The organism is Bradyrhizobium sp. 31Argb (assembly GCF_043638955.1).
Classification (GTDB): domain Bacteria; phylum Pseudomonadota; class Alphaproteobacteria; order Rhizobiales; family Xanthobacteraceae; genus Bradyrhizobium.
In genome coordinates, this window is record NZ_JBEGDB010000012.1 from 1 (window position 1) to 16,254 (window position 16,254).

15 protein-coding genes are annotated in these 16,254 nt (G+C 63.1%); 6 read left to right on the forward strand and 9 right to left on the reverse strand.

Going from position 1 to position 16,254, the window contains the following annotated elements; genetic code table 11:
• Positions 1–274: 274 nt before the first annotated feature.
• The gene (locus tag AAFX91_RS04045; RefSeq protein ID WP_394565607.1) at positions 275–1,624 is read right to left on the reverse strand and encodes an 8-oxoguanine deaminase; all 1,350 of its coding nucleotides are present in this window, start codon (positions 1,622–1,624) and stop codon (positions 275–277) included.
• A 151-nt stretch (positions 1,625–1,775) separates the two neighbouring features.
• On the opposite strand from AAFX91_RS04045, the gene AAFX91_RS04050 reads away from it, so the two are divergent.
• Both AAFX91_RS04050 and AAFX91_RS04055 read left to right on the forward strand, forming a co-directional pair.
• Positions 1,776–2,597, forward strand: coding sequence for an FAD binding domain-containing protein (locus AAFX91_RS04050; protein ID WP_394565608.1), 822 nt, complete (start codon positions 1,776–1,778; stop codon positions 2,595–2,597).
• Positions 2,594–5,314 carry a molybdopterin-dependent oxidoreductase gene (locus AAFX91_RS04055; protein ID WP_394565610.1) on the forward strand — a complete coding sequence of 907 codons (2,721 nt, stop codon included), beginning with the start codon at positions 2,594–2,596 and terminating at the stop codon, positions 5,312–5,314. The genes AAFX91_RS04050 and AAFX91_RS04055 overlap by 4 nt, the downstream gene beginning before the upstream one ends.
• Positions 5,315–5,649: 335 nt before the next feature.
• On the opposite strand, the gene pucL is transcribed toward AAFX91_RS04055, so the two are convergent.
• The 5 genes from pucL to AAFX91_RS04080 all read right to left on the reverse strand — a co-directional run bounded on the left by pucL (position 5,650) and on the right by AAFX91_RS04080 (position 9,576).
• Entirely contained in the window at positions 5,650–6,492 is an 843-nt protein-coding gene (gene pucL / locus AAFX91_RS04060; protein WP_394565611.1) for a factor-independent urate hydroxylase, read from the reverse strand.
• A 436-nt stretch (positions 6,493–6,928) separates the two neighbouring features.
• On the reverse strand, positions 6,929–7,813 hold the full coding sequence (gene uraD, locus AAFX91_RS04065; RefSeq protein ID WP_394565612.1) for a 2-oxo-4-hydroxy-4-carboxy-5-ureidoimidazoline decarboxylase: 885 nt from the start codon (positions 7,811–7,813) through the stop codon (positions 6,929–6,931).
• A 1-nt stretch (position 7,814) separates the two neighbouring features.
• Positions 7,815–8,753 carry an allantoinase PuuE gene (puuE, locus tag AAFX91_RS04070; protein ID WP_394565613.1) on the reverse strand — a complete coding sequence of 313 codons (939 nt, stop codon included), beginning with the start codon at positions 8,751–8,753 and terminating at the stop codon, positions 7,815–7,817.
• Positions 8,753–9,166 (reverse strand): DUF3830 family protein, encoded by a 414-nt coding sequence (locus tag AAFX91_RS04075; protein WP_394565614.1) that lies wholly within the window; start codon positions 9,164–9,166, stop codon positions 8,753–8,755. The genes puuE and AAFX91_RS04075 overlap by 1 nt, the downstream gene beginning before the upstream one ends.
• Before the next feature lie 107 nt (positions 9,167–9,273).
• Positions 9,274–9,576, reverse strand: a complete 303-nt coding sequence (locus tag AAFX91_RS04080) for a hypothetical protein (RefSeq protein WP_130230108.1) — start codon at positions 9,574–9,576, stop codon at positions 9,274–9,276.
• 242 nt (positions 9,577–9,818) lie between these two features.
• Here AAFX91_RS04080 and AAFX91_RS04085 point away from each other — a divergent pair, with 242 nt between their 5' ends.
• Both AAFX91_RS04085 and AAFX91_RS04090 read left to right on the forward strand, forming a co-directional pair.
• Complete coding sequence (locus tag AAFX91_RS04085) at positions 9,819–10,049, forward strand: hypothetical protein (RefSeq protein WP_394565616.1); 231 nt, start codon at positions 9,819–9,821, stop codon at positions 10,047–10,049.
• Positions 10,050–10,145: 96 nt separating this feature from the next.
• Complete coding sequence (locus AAFX91_RS04090) at positions 10,146–10,880, forward strand: SDR family NAD(P)-dependent oxidoreductase (RefSeq protein ID WP_394565617.1); 735 nt, start codon at positions 10,146–10,148, stop codon at positions 10,878–10,880.
• 96 nt (positions 10,881–10,976) lie between these two features.
• On the opposite strand, the gene AAFX91_RS04095 is transcribed toward AAFX91_RS04090, so the two are convergent.
• On the reverse strand, positions 10,977–11,858 hold the full coding sequence (locus tag AAFX91_RS04095; RefSeq protein ID WP_394565618.1) for an aldose 1-epimerase family protein: 882 nt from the start codon (positions 11,856–11,858) through the stop codon (positions 10,977–10,979).
• Between the two features lie 171 nt (positions 11,859–12,029).
• Here AAFX91_RS04095 and AAFX91_RS04100 point away from each other — a divergent pair, with 171 nt between their 5' ends.
• Entirely contained in the window at positions 12,030–13,583 is a 1,554-nt protein-coding gene (locus AAFX91_RS04100) for an ABC transporter substrate-binding protein (protein WP_394565620.1), read from the forward strand.
• Between the two features lie 254 nt (positions 13,584–13,837).
• On the opposite strand, the gene AAFX91_RS04105 is transcribed toward AAFX91_RS04100, so the two are convergent.
• On the reverse strand, positions 13,838–14,356 hold the full coding sequence (locus tag AAFX91_RS04105; RefSeq protein ID WP_394565622.1) for a hypothetical protein: 519 nt from the start codon (positions 14,354–14,356) through the stop codon (positions 13,838–13,840).
• Between the two features lie 256 nt (positions 14,357–14,612).
• The gene (locus AAFX91_RS04110; protein WP_394565624.1) at positions 14,613–14,765 is read right to left on the reverse strand and encodes a hypothetical protein; all 153 of its coding nucleotides are present in this window, start codon (positions 14,763–14,765) and stop codon (positions 14,613–14,615) included.
• 452 nt (positions 14,766–15,217) lie between these two features.
• Between AAFX91_RS04110 and AAFX91_RS04115 the strand changes: the two genes are divergently transcribed.
• Positions 15,218–16,039 (forward strand): CHAD domain-containing protein, encoded by an 822-nt coding sequence (locus AAFX91_RS04115; protein WP_394565626.1) that lies wholly within the window; start codon positions 15,218–15,220, stop codon positions 16,037–16,039.
• Positions 16,040–16,254 lie beyond the last annotated feature (215 nt).

The following is a 16,254-nucleotide window of genomic DNA, read 5'->3' on the forward strand; positions in this document are numbered from 1 at the left end:
GAGCCGCCCCTCATTCGGGTGAGACGCGCGGAGTTAAATCACTGATTTGCCCGACGGCGAAAGCGGAATGTTTTTTGTGTGAGGGCTGGACAGACTTTCGGTGATTTGCCCGTCGGGCAGTTTTTGCATAGCTCGCGCCACAGCACACGCTGTCATTCCGGGGCATCGCGAAGCGATGAGCCCGGAATCCATCGGGCCACATACCAGGCGGAGGAATGGATTCCAGGCTCGCGCTGCGCGCGCCCCGGAATGACGGAGAGAGCGGGTTGCGATCTCACCCCACCTGCATCGCGCGCGCGGCCGCGGTGTGGCGGCGGATCAGGTCGGCGACATCCAGCCCGGGAATCGCACCGTCGATCACGGCCCAGTTGCCACCGACCATCACGCGGTCGGCGCGGTGCGCGCCGCACAGCACCAGCGCGGCGAGCGGGTCGCCATGGCCGGAGAAGCGCAACTCGTCGAGCTTGAACAAAGCGAGATCGGCGGCCTTGCCGACGGCGATCTCGCCGAGCTCGGGACGGCCGACGCAGGCGGCGGAGCCTTTGGTTGCCCAGCGCAGCGCATCCTTGTGGCTGACGCGGCCAACGCCGTAGCGCGCCCGCTGCACCAGGAAGGCGGCGCGCACCTCCTGCATCAGATTGGAGCCGTCGTTGGAGGCTGAGCCGTCGACGCCAAGGCCGATGCCGACGCCGGCTTCCTCCATCTCGCAGACCGGGCAGCAGCCCGAGGCCAGCACCTGGTTGCTGCAGGCGCAGTGGCTGATGCTGGTCCCGGCCTTGCCGAGCCGCGCCATTTCATCGGCGTTGAAATGGATGCCGTGCGCGAGCCAGGTGCGCCCATTGAGCCAGCCGCATCGCTCGAGATAATCCAGCGGCCGGCAGCGGTATATCTCCTCGCAGAACCTGTTCTCGTCCTCGGTCTCGGCGAGATGAGTGTGCAGGCGAACATCGAGCTTGTCGGCAAGCTCGGCGGTCTTCTGCATCAGCGAGGTCGTCACCGAGAACGGCGAGCATGGCGCCAGCGCGATCTGCACCATCGCCTGCTCGCCGCGTGCGTGATGCTTTGCGACGACGCGCGCGCTGTCGGCCAGAATGGTGTCCTCATCCTGCACGACGCTATCGGGCGGCAGGCCGCCGTCGCGCACCGACAGATTCATCGAGCCGCGCGTGAGCAGCACCCGCAAGCCGAGGCGCTTTGCAACGGCCACCTCGATATCGACGGCGTCCTCGAGCCCGGCGGGAAACACATAGTGGTGATCGGTCGTCGTGGTGCAGCCCGACAGCAGCAGTTCCGACATTGCAACGGTGACACCGAGCTGGAGCGATTCCGGCGTCAGCCGCGCCCATACCGGATAAAGCGCCTTGAGCCAGGGGAACAGCTCGCGATCGAGTGCAGCCGGGAGCGCCCGCGTGAGTGTCTGGTAGAAGTGGTGATGGGTGTTGATCAATCCCGGCAGTACAACGTGTTCGGCTGCGTCGAACACCGTTACCGACGTAGCCGTTGGCTCCTTGCCGCGGCCGACCAGTTCGACGATCTTGCCATCCTTCACCACGACGCCGCGTTCGGCGCCTTCGGCCAGAATGGAAAGCGGATCCTTGATCCAGATCGGGTGCGTTTGGTCCATGATTCCACCATCTATAGAGAAGCATCGGTGTTTGGTTCGATGCAAGGACCGTCCCAATTATGGCCAACAATTGGCGTCGGTCTTGCAAGGCTTCTTAAGTGAGCAAGACTCTTAAGCTAGGATGCATCCTGTTGAAAGCGTCGGCGTATCGATGGACCTGAACACGATCACGGAAGTCGCCCATCCGAAATCCCGGGCGCAACTGCCTGTTTGGAAAGCAGGCGATGCTTGGCTGGCGGGCGGCACCTGGCTGTTCTCGGAGCCGCAGGCGCATCTGAGGCGGCTGATCGATCTCTCCGATCTGAAATGGCCGGCGCTGACAATTGGCGACGACAACTTCACCATCGCCGCCACCTGCACGGTGGCCCAGCTTGACGGCTTTGCCTGCCCGCCGGACTGGATCGCCTCGCCGCTGATCAACCAATGCTGCCGCTCGTTCCTCGCCTCCTTCAAGATCTGGAAGACTGCGACCGTCGGCGGCAATATCTGCATGTCGCTGCCGGCGGGGCCGATGATCTCGCTGACGTCGGCACTCGACGGCCTCGCCACGATCTGGCAGACCGATGGCGGCGAGCGCAAGACTCGCATCATCGACTTCATCACCGGCAATCAGCAGAACCTGCTTCGGCCCGGCGACCTCCTGCGGCAGATCGACATTCCGCTCGCGGCGCTGCGGCGGCGTTCGGCGTTTCGCCAGATCTCGCTGACGCCGGTCGGCCGCTCGGCTGCGCTGTTGATCGGAAGCACCGACAGCGAGGGCAGCTTTGCGCTGACCGTGACCGCCTCGACGATACGGCCGATCAGGCTGGTCTTTGCCACTATCCCAGAGCAGGAGGAATTGCGCGAGACGATCCTGCGGCGCCTCCCGGACAATCTCTACCACACCGACATCCACGGCAAACCGGTCTGGCGCAAGCACATGACGGTGCGGCTCGCGGAAGAGATCCGCGCTGAACTCAAGGCGCAGCCATGACCTTCGACATCAACGGCAAGACATTCTCGGAAGCGCCGCGGGCCGGACAATGCCTGCGCACCTTCCTGCGCGACCTCGGGCATTTCGGCGTCAAGAAAGGCTGCGACGCCGGCGATTGCGGCGCCTGCACCGTGCTGCTCGATGGCGAACCGGTGCATAGCTGCCTGATCCCGGCGTTCCGCGCCGAAGGGCATGCCGTCACCACTATCGAGGGATTTGCACCTGACGGCGGCACCCATCCGCTGCAGCAGGCCTTCCTCGACGCACAGGGATTCCAGTGCGGGTTCTGCACGGCCGGCATGATCCTGACCTGCGCATCGCTCAACCAGGCGCAGCGGCAAGACCTTGGCGCTTCGCTGAAGGGCAATATCTGTCGCTGCACCGGCTATCGCTCGATCAAGGATGCGCTCGACGGCAAGTGCAACATCGAGGACGACGGCGCCGGGACCGCCTTCGGCCGCAGCCTGCCGGCGCCGGCCGGACCGCTCGTGGTGCGCGGAGCAGCGCGCTACACGTTCGACACCAAGGTGGAAGGTCTGCTGCACGTCAAGCTGCTGCGCTCGCCGCATCCGCACGCGAAGATCGTTTCGATCGACAAGAGTGCGGCGCTCGCGGTGCCCGGTGTGCATGCGGTGCTGACCCATGAGGATGCACCAAAACTTCTGTTCTCGACCGCGCGGCATGAGAAGGACTGGATGGACCCCGAGGATACCCGCGTGCTCGACGACGTCGTCCGCTTTATCGGCCAGAAAGTCGCCGCCGTCGTGGCGGAGACCGAGGCCGCGGCGGAAGAAGGCTGCCGCCGCCTCAAGGTCGACTACGAGCTGCTGCCCGCGGTGTTCGACCCGGCCGAGGCGATCGCGCCGGGGGCGCCGGTCCTTCATGGCGACAAAACGGTCGAACATCGCATCACCAACCCCACGCGCAACCTCGTCGCGGAGACGCATGGCGAATATGGCGACGTCGCGAAAGGACTGGCGGAGGCTGCCGTCACCTATGAAGGGACGTTTACGACCCAGCGCGTCCAGCATGCGGCGCTGGAGACCCATGGCGGGCTCGCCTGGATCGACACAGAGGGCATCCTCAATGTCCGCTCCAGCACGCAAGTGCCGTTCCTGACCCGACGCGGGCTGTCGCAGATCTTCGATCTACCATCCGATAAGATCAGGGTGTTCTGCGAACGTGTCGGCGGCGGATTCGGCGGCAAGCAGGAGATGTTCGTCGAGGACATTCTTGCGTTGGCCGCGCTCAAGACCGGACGCCCCGTCAAGCTCGAATTCACCCGCGAGGAGCAGTTCATCGGCACGTCGACGCGGCATCCGATGCGCGTCAAAGTGAGGGCCGGCGCCGACAAGAACGGCAAGCTGACCGCGCTGCAGCTCGACGTGCTCTCCAACACCGGCGCCTACGGCAACCACGCCGGCCCGGTGCTGTTCCATGCGGTGGCGGAGTCGGTCAGCGTCTACAACTGCCCGAACAAGAAGGTCGACGCCGTCGTCGCCTACACCAACACGCTGCCGGCCGGCGCCTTCCGCGGCTACGGTCTGCCGCAAGGCCTGTTCGCCGTGGAAGCCGCGATCGACGAACTGGCAAGACAGCTCGGCATCAATCCGTTCGACTTCCGCCGCCGCAATGTCGTGAAGCCCGGCGACCCCATGCTCTCGCCGCCGCCTTCGCAATATCACGACGTGCTCTATGGCTCCTACGGACTCGACCAGTGCCTCGACCTGGTCGAGCGCGCGATGGCCGAGGACACGTCGCGGCATGGATTGTCGCCTGAGTGGCTGCTCGGCGCCGGCATGGCGCTGACGATGATCGACACCGTTCCGCCGGCCGGGCATCTCTCCGATTCCAAAATCGCGCTGCGCGAGGATGGCGGTTTCGAGCTGACGGTCGGCACCGCCGAGTTCGGCAACGGCACCAGCACGGTGCATCGCCAGATCGCGGCGAGCGCGCTGGCGACGACGGTCGATCGCATCATCCTGAAGCAATCCGACACCGCGCATGGCGGCCACGATACCGGCGCCTATGGCAGCGCCGGCATCTTCGTTGCCGGGCGCGCGACGCAACATGCAGCGGAAAATCTCGCGGTCGCGATCAAGGCGTTTGCGGCCGAGATATGCGAAGTGGATGCCGACTTATGCCTGCTGGACAATGAAAACGTCGTCTGCGGCAAGCGGCGCCTGTCCTTTGCCGACCTTGCGAAAGCCGCGAAAGAGCGTGACAGCACTCTGGAGGCCAGCGGCAGCGCGCATGGTACCCCGCGCTCGGTCGCGTTCAACGTGCAGGGTTTTCGCGTCGCCGTAAACAGGGGCACCGGCGAAGTCAGGATCTTGAAGAGCGTGCAGGCGGCCGACGCCGGCCGCGTCGCCAACCCCATGCAATGCCGCGCGCAGGTCGAAGGCGGCGTCGCACAAGCGCTCGGTGCCGCACTCTACGAGGAGCTCGTGATCGACGATGGCGGACGGGTGATCAATCCGAGGTTCCGCGACTATCACCTGCCCTCTTATGCCGACGTGCCGCGGACGGACGTCTTCTTTGCTGAGACATCAGATGCGGTCGGGCCGATGGGCGCGAAGTCGATGAGCGAGAGTCCATACAACCCCGTCGCCGCCGCACTCGGCAATGCAATCGCTAACGCCACCGGCATCCGCTTCACCAGCGTGCCGTTCAAGCCCGACCGCCTGTTCCCGGCGCTGCATGAGAAGTATGGGTAGTCGCGAATGTCGCACCGTTGCTCTCCGCCGTCATTGCGAGGAGCGAAGCGACGAAGCAATCCATATCTCCGCGAGTGGAGAGATGGATTGCTTCGCTTCGCTCGCAATGACGGAGTGTGTAGGGTGGTGCCCACCTTCACGAGCGGAATGCGTGATAGTGGGCACGCTTCCGCCGTCGCCCGTGGACAGGTCACAGCGAGTGGGTCGCTTTGCCCACCCTACGCCCCCGTCTGTCATTCCGGGGCGCGCGGAGCGCGAACCCGGAATCTCGAGGTTCTCCGATGTGCAATCGCACATCGTAGTTCGATGCTTCGCATCGCCCCGGAACGACATCGTCAGCCCCGCCCCACCGTGCACTCGATCTGGCCGTGCGGCTCGTCAGTCGGCAGGAACACCTGGTTGTTGTTGTCGAGCCCGAAGGCGGAGAGATTCATCGGGATGAAATGCATGTTCGGGCAGGCCATGCTGATCTCGGACATCTCGGGCACCGCCGCGAGCGCCGCCTCGCCCATGCGGTAGAGGCTGTCCTGCACGCTCCAGCTATAGGTGGTCGAGAACACCTCGAGCAGCACATCGAGGATCTTCGCATTCGTCGCCGGATAGCTCGCTGGCTTGCCCGACCATTTCCACGACGCCACCATGCTGGTCGCGCAGATGCGGTCATGCGTCTCAGAAAGCGTGGTGTAGCGGTCCTTGAGGTAATTCTCCCAGCCGGATTGAGTCGACTTCATGAAGGCGAAGCCGTCGATACCCGAGGCGAGCGTCATCGGTCTGCCACGCGTCGCCGTAAGTTCGACGGTCGGCTTGCCGTTGCCGTCGAGCACGAAGCTGTGCGGATGCGGCTTGCCGCCGAAGCTCAGCCTGTTCCACTTGGTCTCGTGCGAGGTGATTGATACCGATGACACCTGCGGATAGGTGTCGAAATATTTCTGCGCCAATACCTGGCAGAATTCTTCCGGGGAGAGCCCGGTATTCTCGCGGGCGACGACGTTGACGACATTCTTGATGGTGTCGGTCGACACCGTGTTGGAATTGTCCGCATCGGTATAGGTGCGGGCGAAATCACCTTCGAGCATCGCCTTGATGTTGAGCTGGCTGACCTCATGCCTGTCGCCATCGCGATGAATGCGCATCACGCGGACGCGGCCCTTGCCGTAGCGGTTCTTGATCAGCGGCACGTGAAAGCCTCCCGTTGAGCCGGTAAATTCAAACGGGCATTGCGCCCGATCTACACATAATGAGCAACGTTTATGCCACCGGGCAAGCTTCGGGCACGGCAACGTGAGTTGGTGTGACCTGCCACCGCTGCCACAATCTTCGCCATCCTTGCCGCGGCCTTCATCAGCGGCATCGGGTATACGTCGTCCCGCACATACTGGCCTCATCCTGAGGAGACCGCGCAGCGGTCGTCTCGAAGGATGGCCGCGGGCGAGATACGGGCCTCATGGTTCGAGACGCGCCTGACGGCGCTCCTCACCATGAGGGGCCGGCAGTCGTAGGGTGGGCAAAGCGCAGCGTGCCCACCTTTCTTGCACCGCCCGTGGATGGTGGGCACGCGGAGCCTGTCATCGGGCGCGCGTTCGCGCGACCCGTTGGCTTTGCCCACCCTACAACTTAACTGCCGCGATACGTGGTGTAGCTCCAGGGCGTCACGAGCAATGGCACGTGGAGATGGCCTTCGGGCTCGCTCACCGCAAAACGCAGGGGGATGCGGTCGAGGAAGGGCGGATCGGAGAGCGGCACCTGGCGGCTCGCAAAATACTCGCCGACGCTGAACAGCAGCTCGTACTTTCCTGATGGCACCGGGCGGCCGCCGATCAATGGCTGATCCGTACGGCCGTCGGCGTTGGTCACGGCGCGCGTCACGACGCGGCTTAAGCCGAGATCGGACAATTCGATCAATTCGACAGCGATGCCGGCGGCCGGCTTGCCACTATGCGTGTCCAGCACATGCGTCGAGAGACGGCCGTGCACGGGAAGTCTGTCCTCCGCCGTCACGAGCTGATCGAGCCGCAGCGCGGCGATGCGGCAGATCTCCTCGACCGATCGCTGTATCTCGGCCGGCACATCGTTCGGCAATCGCCGCTCGAAGTCGCGCAGGATCGAATCCCTGGTGTGGCGGCGCACGCAGACGATATAGGGGAAGCCGAATTTCGAGCGATAGGCGTTGTTGACGCGCTCGAACGCATCATATTCGGCATCCGACAATCGGTCGAGGCCGGCGCTGTTCTGTTCGGCATCGGATTCCGCGGTGAGGCCCGCGGCGCGCTGGGTCTTGTCGGCGAGATCGGGATGCAACTTGATGAGCGCGAGCCGCAGTTCAGCCGGTGCGCGTTCGACCGCGGCCTTCATCGCCGCGAACAGCGCGTTGACGCCGGCGAACGGCCGCTGCAACGCCACCTGCTCGGCGATCCACGGGGAATGCTCGAAGATGTTGCCAAGCGCCGTGACGAATTCGTCGCGGCCAAGACTGTTGAGATCGGCTGTTGTGATCGACATCCTATCCGATGCTGAAGGCCTGTTCGGCGAGCTGCTTGTGGTTGGCGTGCCAATGCTCGGCGATCTGCAGCCGCGTCGGCACCCAGACGCGGTCGTGCTTCGTGACGTAGTCGAGGAAGCGCATCAGCGCCGCGGCGCGGCCGGGACGACCGACCAAGCGGCAATGCAGTCCGACCGACATCATCTTCGGCGAGGTTTCGCCCTCGGCATAGAGCACATCGAAACTGTCCTTCAGATAGCTGAAGAACTGATCGCCGCCGCCAAAGCCCTGCGGGTTGACGAAGCGCATGTCGTTGGCGTCGAGCGTGTACGGGATCACCAGATGCGGCTCAACGCCCGCCGCCTTGATCCAGTACGGGAGATCGTCGGCATAGGCGTCGCAGAGATAGGAGAGGCCGCCCGTTTCCATCAGAAGCCGGAGCGTATTGATCGAGGATCGCCCGGTGTACCAGCCGAGCGGCCGCGCGCCGGTCGCCTCGGTGTGCACGCGGATCGCTTCCGCGATCTCGGCGCGCTCCTCGTTCTCCGACATGTGCTTGTGTTCGACCCACTTGAGGCTGTGGCTTGCGATGTCCCAGCCCGCTTCTTTCATCGTGGCGACGATCTCAGGGTTGCGCTTCAGCGCCGTCGCGACGCCGAACACGGTGGTCGGCAATCTCCGCTCGCCGAACATCCGCCACAGCCGCCAGAAGCCGGCGCGCGAGCCGTATTCGAACATCGATTCGATATTGGCATGGCGCTCGCCCGGCCACGGCTGTGCGCCGAGCACATCAGACAGGAACGCCTCCGAGGCACTGTCGCCATGCAGGATGTTGTTCTCGCCGCCCTCCTCGAAATTCACCACGAACTGCACGGCGATGCGGGCATTGCCCGGCCATTTCGGATCGGGCGGGTTGCGGCCATAGCCGCGGAGATCGCGCGGATATGCTGCGTCAGCCACTACACTTCCTCGAAACGAATCTTCTGCGCGCCCTTCCAGAGCACGGTCTTGCCGAAGGTGACGAGGTTCTCGAGCCCCGACGTCAGCGTGACGAAGTGGTTGCCGGCAAGCTGGCCCATCTTGCTTGCGAAATGCACGCCGCCATAGGCGAGCAGGATTTCGGTCTCGCTGATGCCGCCGGGATAGAGGATGATCTGGCCGGGCGCCGGATAGCTGGTGTGGTTCTCGTAGGAGACGCCGAAGTCGAGATCGCCGAGCGGCATCCAGACCCCCTCGCCGCTCCAGCGGACATGGATCGCCTGGCTCTCGAACGGCATCGCCTTGCGAAACGCCGCAACCGTCTTCGGCGCCAGCGCCTCCTCAAAGCGCGCGTCGAATTTGAAGTCGCCGGCATGGACAATCAGTTTGCTCATCGATCTCTTCTCTTGGATCTCTGCTGTTGTGTAGCTGGGAACCGCCTCTCGCTACCGCATTGCAGCGCGGCATCGGAAGCAAGGACCATTCCAGAGGCAGCGTTGGCCTAGTTTCTCCGATCGTACGACCAGCCGAACAGGCCGCTGCGCTGCGTCTCAGGCTCGGGCGGCGGCGCCTCCTTGGCCTCGGCCTGCGGCGGCGGTGCAGGCGGCGCCGGCAGGTTCTCGCATTTCAAGGAGTAGACCAGTTCGCCTTTCGCAGTGCGGCCGATCGGAGCGCAATCGTCCGCCCGCGCGACCGCGCCTTTTGTCGCACCTTTGGTCTCCTTTGGCACCAGTTGGGTCTGCGCCACGGCCAGCGAGGAGACTGGCGCGGCGACCAACAGCAACACTGGTAAAAACTTCTTCATCGGCCTCACTCGTTGGGAATCCTTTGCCTTATTGAACCGGACCGGCACCGGTCACTCCATGATAGCGCGAACCGCCTGTAATACCTGCTGAATATTTAGCCGTGACCAAGAAATTTGCTCGCCGCTTCGTGATGGGCACAACCGTACTAACCGTCAGCGCACATCGCTATCTCCCTCTTTAGCGCTGAGGTGCGAGCCGCACAGGCCTCGCAGACGAAGCGTAATAAAGCCGGGAGAACCACATGAAGACATTCCTCACCATCCTTGGGTCAGTTTTGATTATTGCGTCATCCGTCCAGTTCGCTGCGGCAGCGCAGCAGCGGCATCACTGCAAGAAGTCGGACCGAGTGGTGGTGCGCCAGCAGCCGCCGCCCTTCAATTCCTATGCAGCCTGGCCTGCTCCGTCCCCTGAGATGTACGACTACCCGCCGAGCGTCTTCACTGGTGGCTGGTCGGCACCCGCCGGCCGCTGAGCCGATCGAGGCTGAACGCAACAAAGGCCGGCCGCGGACATCGCGGTCGGCCTTTTCGTGTAACATGACCTCGCAACCTTCAGACGGGAGAGAATGATGACGACAGCGACATTGCGCGGCCATGTGGCGCTCGTGACCGGAGGTTCGCGCGGCATCGGCGCGGCGATCGTGCGCGCGCTGGCGGAGCAAGGCGCGGCTGTGGCGATCAATTATCGCGAGCGTGCGGGCGATGCGGATGCGCTGGCGAAGGAGATCTCGACCGCGGGCGGAAAGGCGATTGCGATCGGCGCGGACGTTTCGCAAGGCGCGGCGGTCGCGCAGCTCGTGCAGCGCGCTACCGCCGAACTCGGCCCGATCGACATCCTCGTCAACAATGCCGGCATCGCAATCGTCAGCGGCGTCGACGATCTCACCGAGGCCGATTTCGATTCCACCATCGCGGTGAACCTGAAATCGGTGTTCCTGTGCACGCAGGCGGTGCTGCCGGGAATGCGCGCGAAGCAATGGGGCCGCATCGTCAACATCTCCTCGGGTGCCGCGCGCGGCGCCGGCGCGATCGGTCCGCACTACAATGCATCGAAGGCCGGCGTCGAGGGATTGACGCGGGGCTATGCGGCACGCCTCGTCAAGGAAGGCATCACCGTCAACGCGGTCGCGCCTTCGCTGATCGAGACCGACATGATGAAGGGCCAGCCTAACCTGGTCGGCCGGATTCCGCTCGGTCGCTTCGGCACGGCAGACGAAGTCGCGCAGGCCGTCATGCTGCTGATCGGCAACGCCTACATGACCGGCCAGACCGTCGCGATGAGCGGCGGCATGGCGTTCAACTAGCGCGCCACAATCTGTAGGGTGGGCAAAGCGAAGCGTGCCCACCACCCCGAGCGGAGTGCTAGATGGTGGGCACGTCGCTGCGCTCCTTTGCCCACCCTACGCGGCTGCAGCGCTGCGAATTCGGTAGCTCAGCGATCGGCTCGCGCCGGGCGCGATCTGCATCAGGCCGGGCTTGCCTGTGAACTCGCCGTCAAAATCCACCGGGCTGGCAAAGCCGTGCCACGGCTCGATGCACAGGAACGGCGCGCCGCCGGGCTTTGACCAGATGCCGAGTTCGCGAAAGCCGTCCCACGAAATTTCGATCGACGGCCCGCGATCGGCGGCATAGCGCACCGAAGTGCTGGCGAGATGATCGAGGATCACAGCGTCATCGTCGAACAGCCGCTCCGACAATGCGAGTACCTTCCCTTTGACAGGAGATGGCTGCGCGTCCGGCCGCATCAGGCCGCCATCGAGCCGGCGGACCGGCGCGGGCTCATCATTCGAGAAGGTCAGCGTGTAGGCTTCTTTCGCAAGGCCCGGAAGCAGCGGCCAGTTGAAGGCGGGGTGTCCTCCGAGCGAGGCCGGCAGCGTCTCATTGCCGGGGGTGGCGATCTCGAACGTCACCTCCAGATCGGCGCCCCGTGCTGCATAGGTCACCTCCAGGCGGAAGGCGAAGGGATAGCGGGCGCGAGTCGCGTCGTTGTCCGCCAGCGCCAGCTTGCAGGACGCGGCCTCACGCGAGACCCATTCAAACCGCTGATCGCGCGCGAAGCCGTGTTGCGTCATCGGGTAGGTCTTTCCCTTGTGGCGCAGCTCATCGTTCTTCAGCCGACCGACGATCGGAAACAACAGCGGCGCATGCCGCGGCCATTCCGGCCCGGCCTGCCACAACAGCTCGAGCCCGTCTGCATTCTTCAACGAACAGAGCTCGGCGCCGGCGGCCTTGATCGTCGCGGTGATACCGTCGCTGCGGATGATGTGGGTGTCTGTGCTCACGTCTGACCTCGCGGGGATAGCGCGCCAATCTCTGTATATTTTTTAAGCTGACGATGTCGAGACTTTCATCTTGCCGCGGCAATCGCGGGTATGTGAGCCTCCCGACCACCGAACTTGGAAAGCCGCTGTTCCCGGCGAATTGCGGCTGTTCCGATACGAGAAAGACGGGTCATGTTCAAACGGCTGTTGTTTGCCTTCCTCCTTACCACCGCAAGCGTCGGTACCGCGATGGCGCAGGAATCGCCAAGGATGGGAGGCGTGATCAACACCGTGATCCAGCCGGAACCGCCCGGCCTGATGCTAGCGATGATCCAGAACGGCCCGACCCAGATGGTATCAGGCAATATCTTCGAGGGATTGTTGCGCTACAGCCCGAAACTGGAGCCGCTGCCCAGCCTCGCGGAAAGCTGGACGGTCAGCGCGGACGCCAAGGTCTACACCTTCAAGCTCAAGCCTGATGTGACCTGGCACGACGGCAAGCCGTTCACCTCGGCCGACGTGCTGTTCTCGATCGACATGCTGAAACAGACCCATGCGCGCGCCCGCAACAATTTGTTGCAGGTCGAGAAGGTCGAGGCGCCCGACGACCTCACCGTGGTGTTCACGCTCAAGGAACCGTTCGGTCCGTTCCTCGGCATTTTCGAGGTCGGCTCGATGCCGATGATCCCGAAGCATCTCTATGCGGGCACCGACTTCAAGACCAACCCCTATAACAATGCGCCTATTGGCACCGGTCCCTTCATGTTCAAGGAGTGGAAGAAGGGCTCCTACATCCGTCTGGTGAAGAATCCGAACTATCACGAGAAGGGCAAGCCTTATCTCGATGAGATCTATTGGCAAATCATTCCCGACGCCGCGGCGCGTTCGGTCGCCTACGAGACCGGAAAGATCGACGTGCTGCCCGGCGGCTCCGTGGAGAATTTCGACGTGCCGCGCCTGTCGAAGCTCAAGGACACCTGCGTGACCGGCGCCGGCTGGGAGTTCTTCAGCCCGCTGGCGTGGCTGTGGCTCAACAACCGCCAGGGCCCGACCGCGAACAAGAAGGTGCGTCAGGCGATCATGTACGCGATCGACCGCAACTTCGCCAAGGACGTGATCTGGAACGGGCTCGGCAAGGTCGCGACCGGCCCGTCGTCCTCGGCCATCAAGTTCTATACCGACGACGTGCCGAAATACGACTTCAACCCGGCCAAGGCCAAGGCGCTGTTGAAGGAGGCCGGCTACAATGGCGAGAAAGTCCGCCTGCTGCCGCTCGCCTATGGCGAGACCTGGCAACGCTGGGGCGAAGCCGTGAAGCAGAACCTGGTCGACGTCGGCATGAACATCGAGATGATCGCGACCGACGTACCCGGCGGCAACCAGAAGATCAGCGATTGGGACTACGACATCGCGTTCACCTATCTCTATCAGTACGGCGATCCGGCGCTCGGCGTCGGCCGCAACTACGTCTCCAGCGCCATCGCCAAGGGCCAGATGTTCAACAATGTCGAGGGATATTCCAACCCCGAGATCGACAGACTGTTCGCTGAAGGCGCGATCGCAACGCCCGACTCCAAGCGCAAGGAGATTTACGAGAAGGCGCAGAAGATCCTGGTCGAGGACGTGCCGGTTGCCTGGATGCTGGAATTGCAGTTTCCGACCATCACCCGTTGCAAGGTGAAAAACCTCATCACGACAGCGATCGGCGTCAATGACGGCTTTCGCGACGCCTGGATCGAGAAGTGAGCGTGAGCGTTAGAGCATGAACCGGAAACACGGAGACCGGCTTTCCCTCGTGCCGAATACTGGCGTCCGGTCGTGATAGATCGAACGCCAGCAGCCCCTCACTCCAAATAACCGCCTCTCTCGCTCCGTCTATAAACAGCGCTCAACGCGCACGGCCACCGCCCCGCCCTCAACAACCCTTGCCTCACCCCAAGATGCTGTCATCCCAGCCTGAGGTGAGGGCAAGACGAAGATGGACGACGAGAGATCAGACGCTATTGATTCACGATGTTCCCGGTTGCGTTGAAGTCCTTCTTCTTGTCGTACCCGGAGTCGCGTAGATTTCGGAAATACATGTCGCGGTCTTGGCTGCTCATACCGCCCTGCCAGCCGACCGGAGGCGGACCCGCAAATGCGTTCGAGTACATCGGACGGGCACCGTAAGCGCCTGAATAGTAGGGGCCACCGCCATAGTAGCCTGTCCCTGTGTAGTAAGGGCTGCCTCCCCATCCCCAGGAGGGTGAGGTGGCACCGACCGCCGCAGCCGTTCCGACTGCCGCAGCCGTTCCGACCGCCGCGGCGCCTGCCATACCGGCACCGTATGCGGCCCGCCGTGTTTGCCGACGCGCAACACCCGCAGCGCTCACGGGCGTCAACGGGCGACCGACCCGTGCCTGGGCGCTCTCGACCGACAGCGTCACGCCGCGCTGTTCAGACCAGTTGAATGAAAGCAGCGCCGCACAGGCGAAGGTCGAGATCGCAATGGCAACTTTTGTCACAGTGGTCTGCGTCATATTGCTTCCTCCATTTTTTCTGCCCCATTTTTGCGACGTCTTTTGGTGTTGGCACGCATTGCGCGGGTCAGAGAGATTGCCCGCACAGAGTTGAAGCAATGAAGGTTCAACCGGAAAAGGTTGTACTCGACGGGATGAACCGGCACATCGGCGTAAATCTCTGCATGTTGGTACGGCAACAGCAGACGACTTGCAGGACCGCCATCATATACTCCTGCGCTTCAGAAATCCGGCGAAAAAATTGACAGTGAGACTGTCATACTTCGAGCCTCGTTGAAGGTTGAATGTAGTTGTTCGGATGCGCCAGTAACATCTGCTCCGGCTTCTGGATCACCTCCGTCCGCGGCTGGTAAGCGGGCGCAATATCCGACACCGCTTCGAAGAAGGCATAATTCTGCCAGCTGCGCATGCGCAAAAGAATCTTCCGCAACAACAATAGCTCAACGCAGCGCGCCGATTTTGTCGGCGTGCAAAACCGCAACGCTCATTGGAGTCAAGGGACGACCGACTCGCGCCTGGGCACTCTCGATCGACAGCGAGACGCCGCGTTGCTCAGACCAGCCGAAGCAGAGCAGCACCGCGCACGCGAAGGTCGAGGTTGCTCGCACGAATGTGATTAGATGCGAGGCTGGCTAACGCACCGCGCGACAGTCTTCGCAGGTGCGACGCATTGCTGCTTGATCTGGCGCAATGCCTATTTGACAGCCTGCCTCCAGAAACCGTTTGATCGAGGCAGGGAACCGTCGGGCGAAGTCTGTAGATCCGAATCCGGGACGTGAGCCACATATGAAGCGATCGAAAAGGTCCGCGAAGGCGCGTATATCCCGCCCCAAGCGGGCCCGCGCGCAGTTGAGCGGCGAAATGCCCTGCGCGACCGTGTTTCGTCTGGTGGGTTCCGCCTGCCTCCAAGATATCAAGGCTCACCATCGCGGCGCCCGCAATGGCGATACCGTTGCAGTGCATCAGACGCGCGTGGCGCTGACCCGTTTTCGCGCGGCCATCGCTTTCTTCGGACCCATGGTGGAGGATCCCGAATGGACGCGCCTGAAGTCCGAGCTGAAATGGCTCAACGGATATCTTGGCGCCACGCGCGACCTTGATGTCGCGATCGGGAACGCTCCGCGCGAACGGCTGTTTAGGACAGCCCGGGCCGAGAGTCAGCGCCAGTTGAGACGGGCGCTGACGTCGGACCGCTATCGCCGGTGGTTCAAGGATATCGTCGATTGGGTCAACCATGGTCCCTGGTCTCATATGAGCGACCACCGCCTGGTGCGGCTCCGGGCATCGCCGGCCTGCGAGTACCACGCGCGCCGGCTCACCGGCTGGCATGAAAAGCTCGTCAAGAGGAGCCGCGGCCTGCAGGGAATGGGCGGGCGCAAGCAGCACCGGGTCCGCCTGGCCAGCAAACGGCTGCGCTACGCGATCGAGTTCTCCGAAGACGTGCTGCCGAAGGACGATTTTGCGCGGTGGCGCGCGATCGTGAAGCAGCTACGCAAGGCACAGCAGATTCTCGGCGAACTGCACGACGCCGAGGCTGCGCGGGCGCTCGCGGCAGAGCTGCAACAACGCATCAAGACGAGCCGCGCGGGCCGCCAGCGGAAACCGCTCGAGCTGCTGGACAAGAAGGAAAAAGAGCGGCTGCTCCGGCGCGCTGCGGTCGCATACCGCAGGATTGCAGCCTAGGACAGTTTCGGTTCTGATTGGATCAGAACCGAAACTCCAGATTCTTATTTTGACGCGTTTTCTTCACGCGAACCGGTGTCCACTTCGCTCGAAAACGCTCTAGCTATTGCGGTCAACCCCGTATTTGTCCGGGCAGGTTTGTTGATCGAGCGCATTTTCTTGCACCGCACGATTCGGCTAGTTTCCATTCAAGAAACTCGCATTTCTCCTGGTTG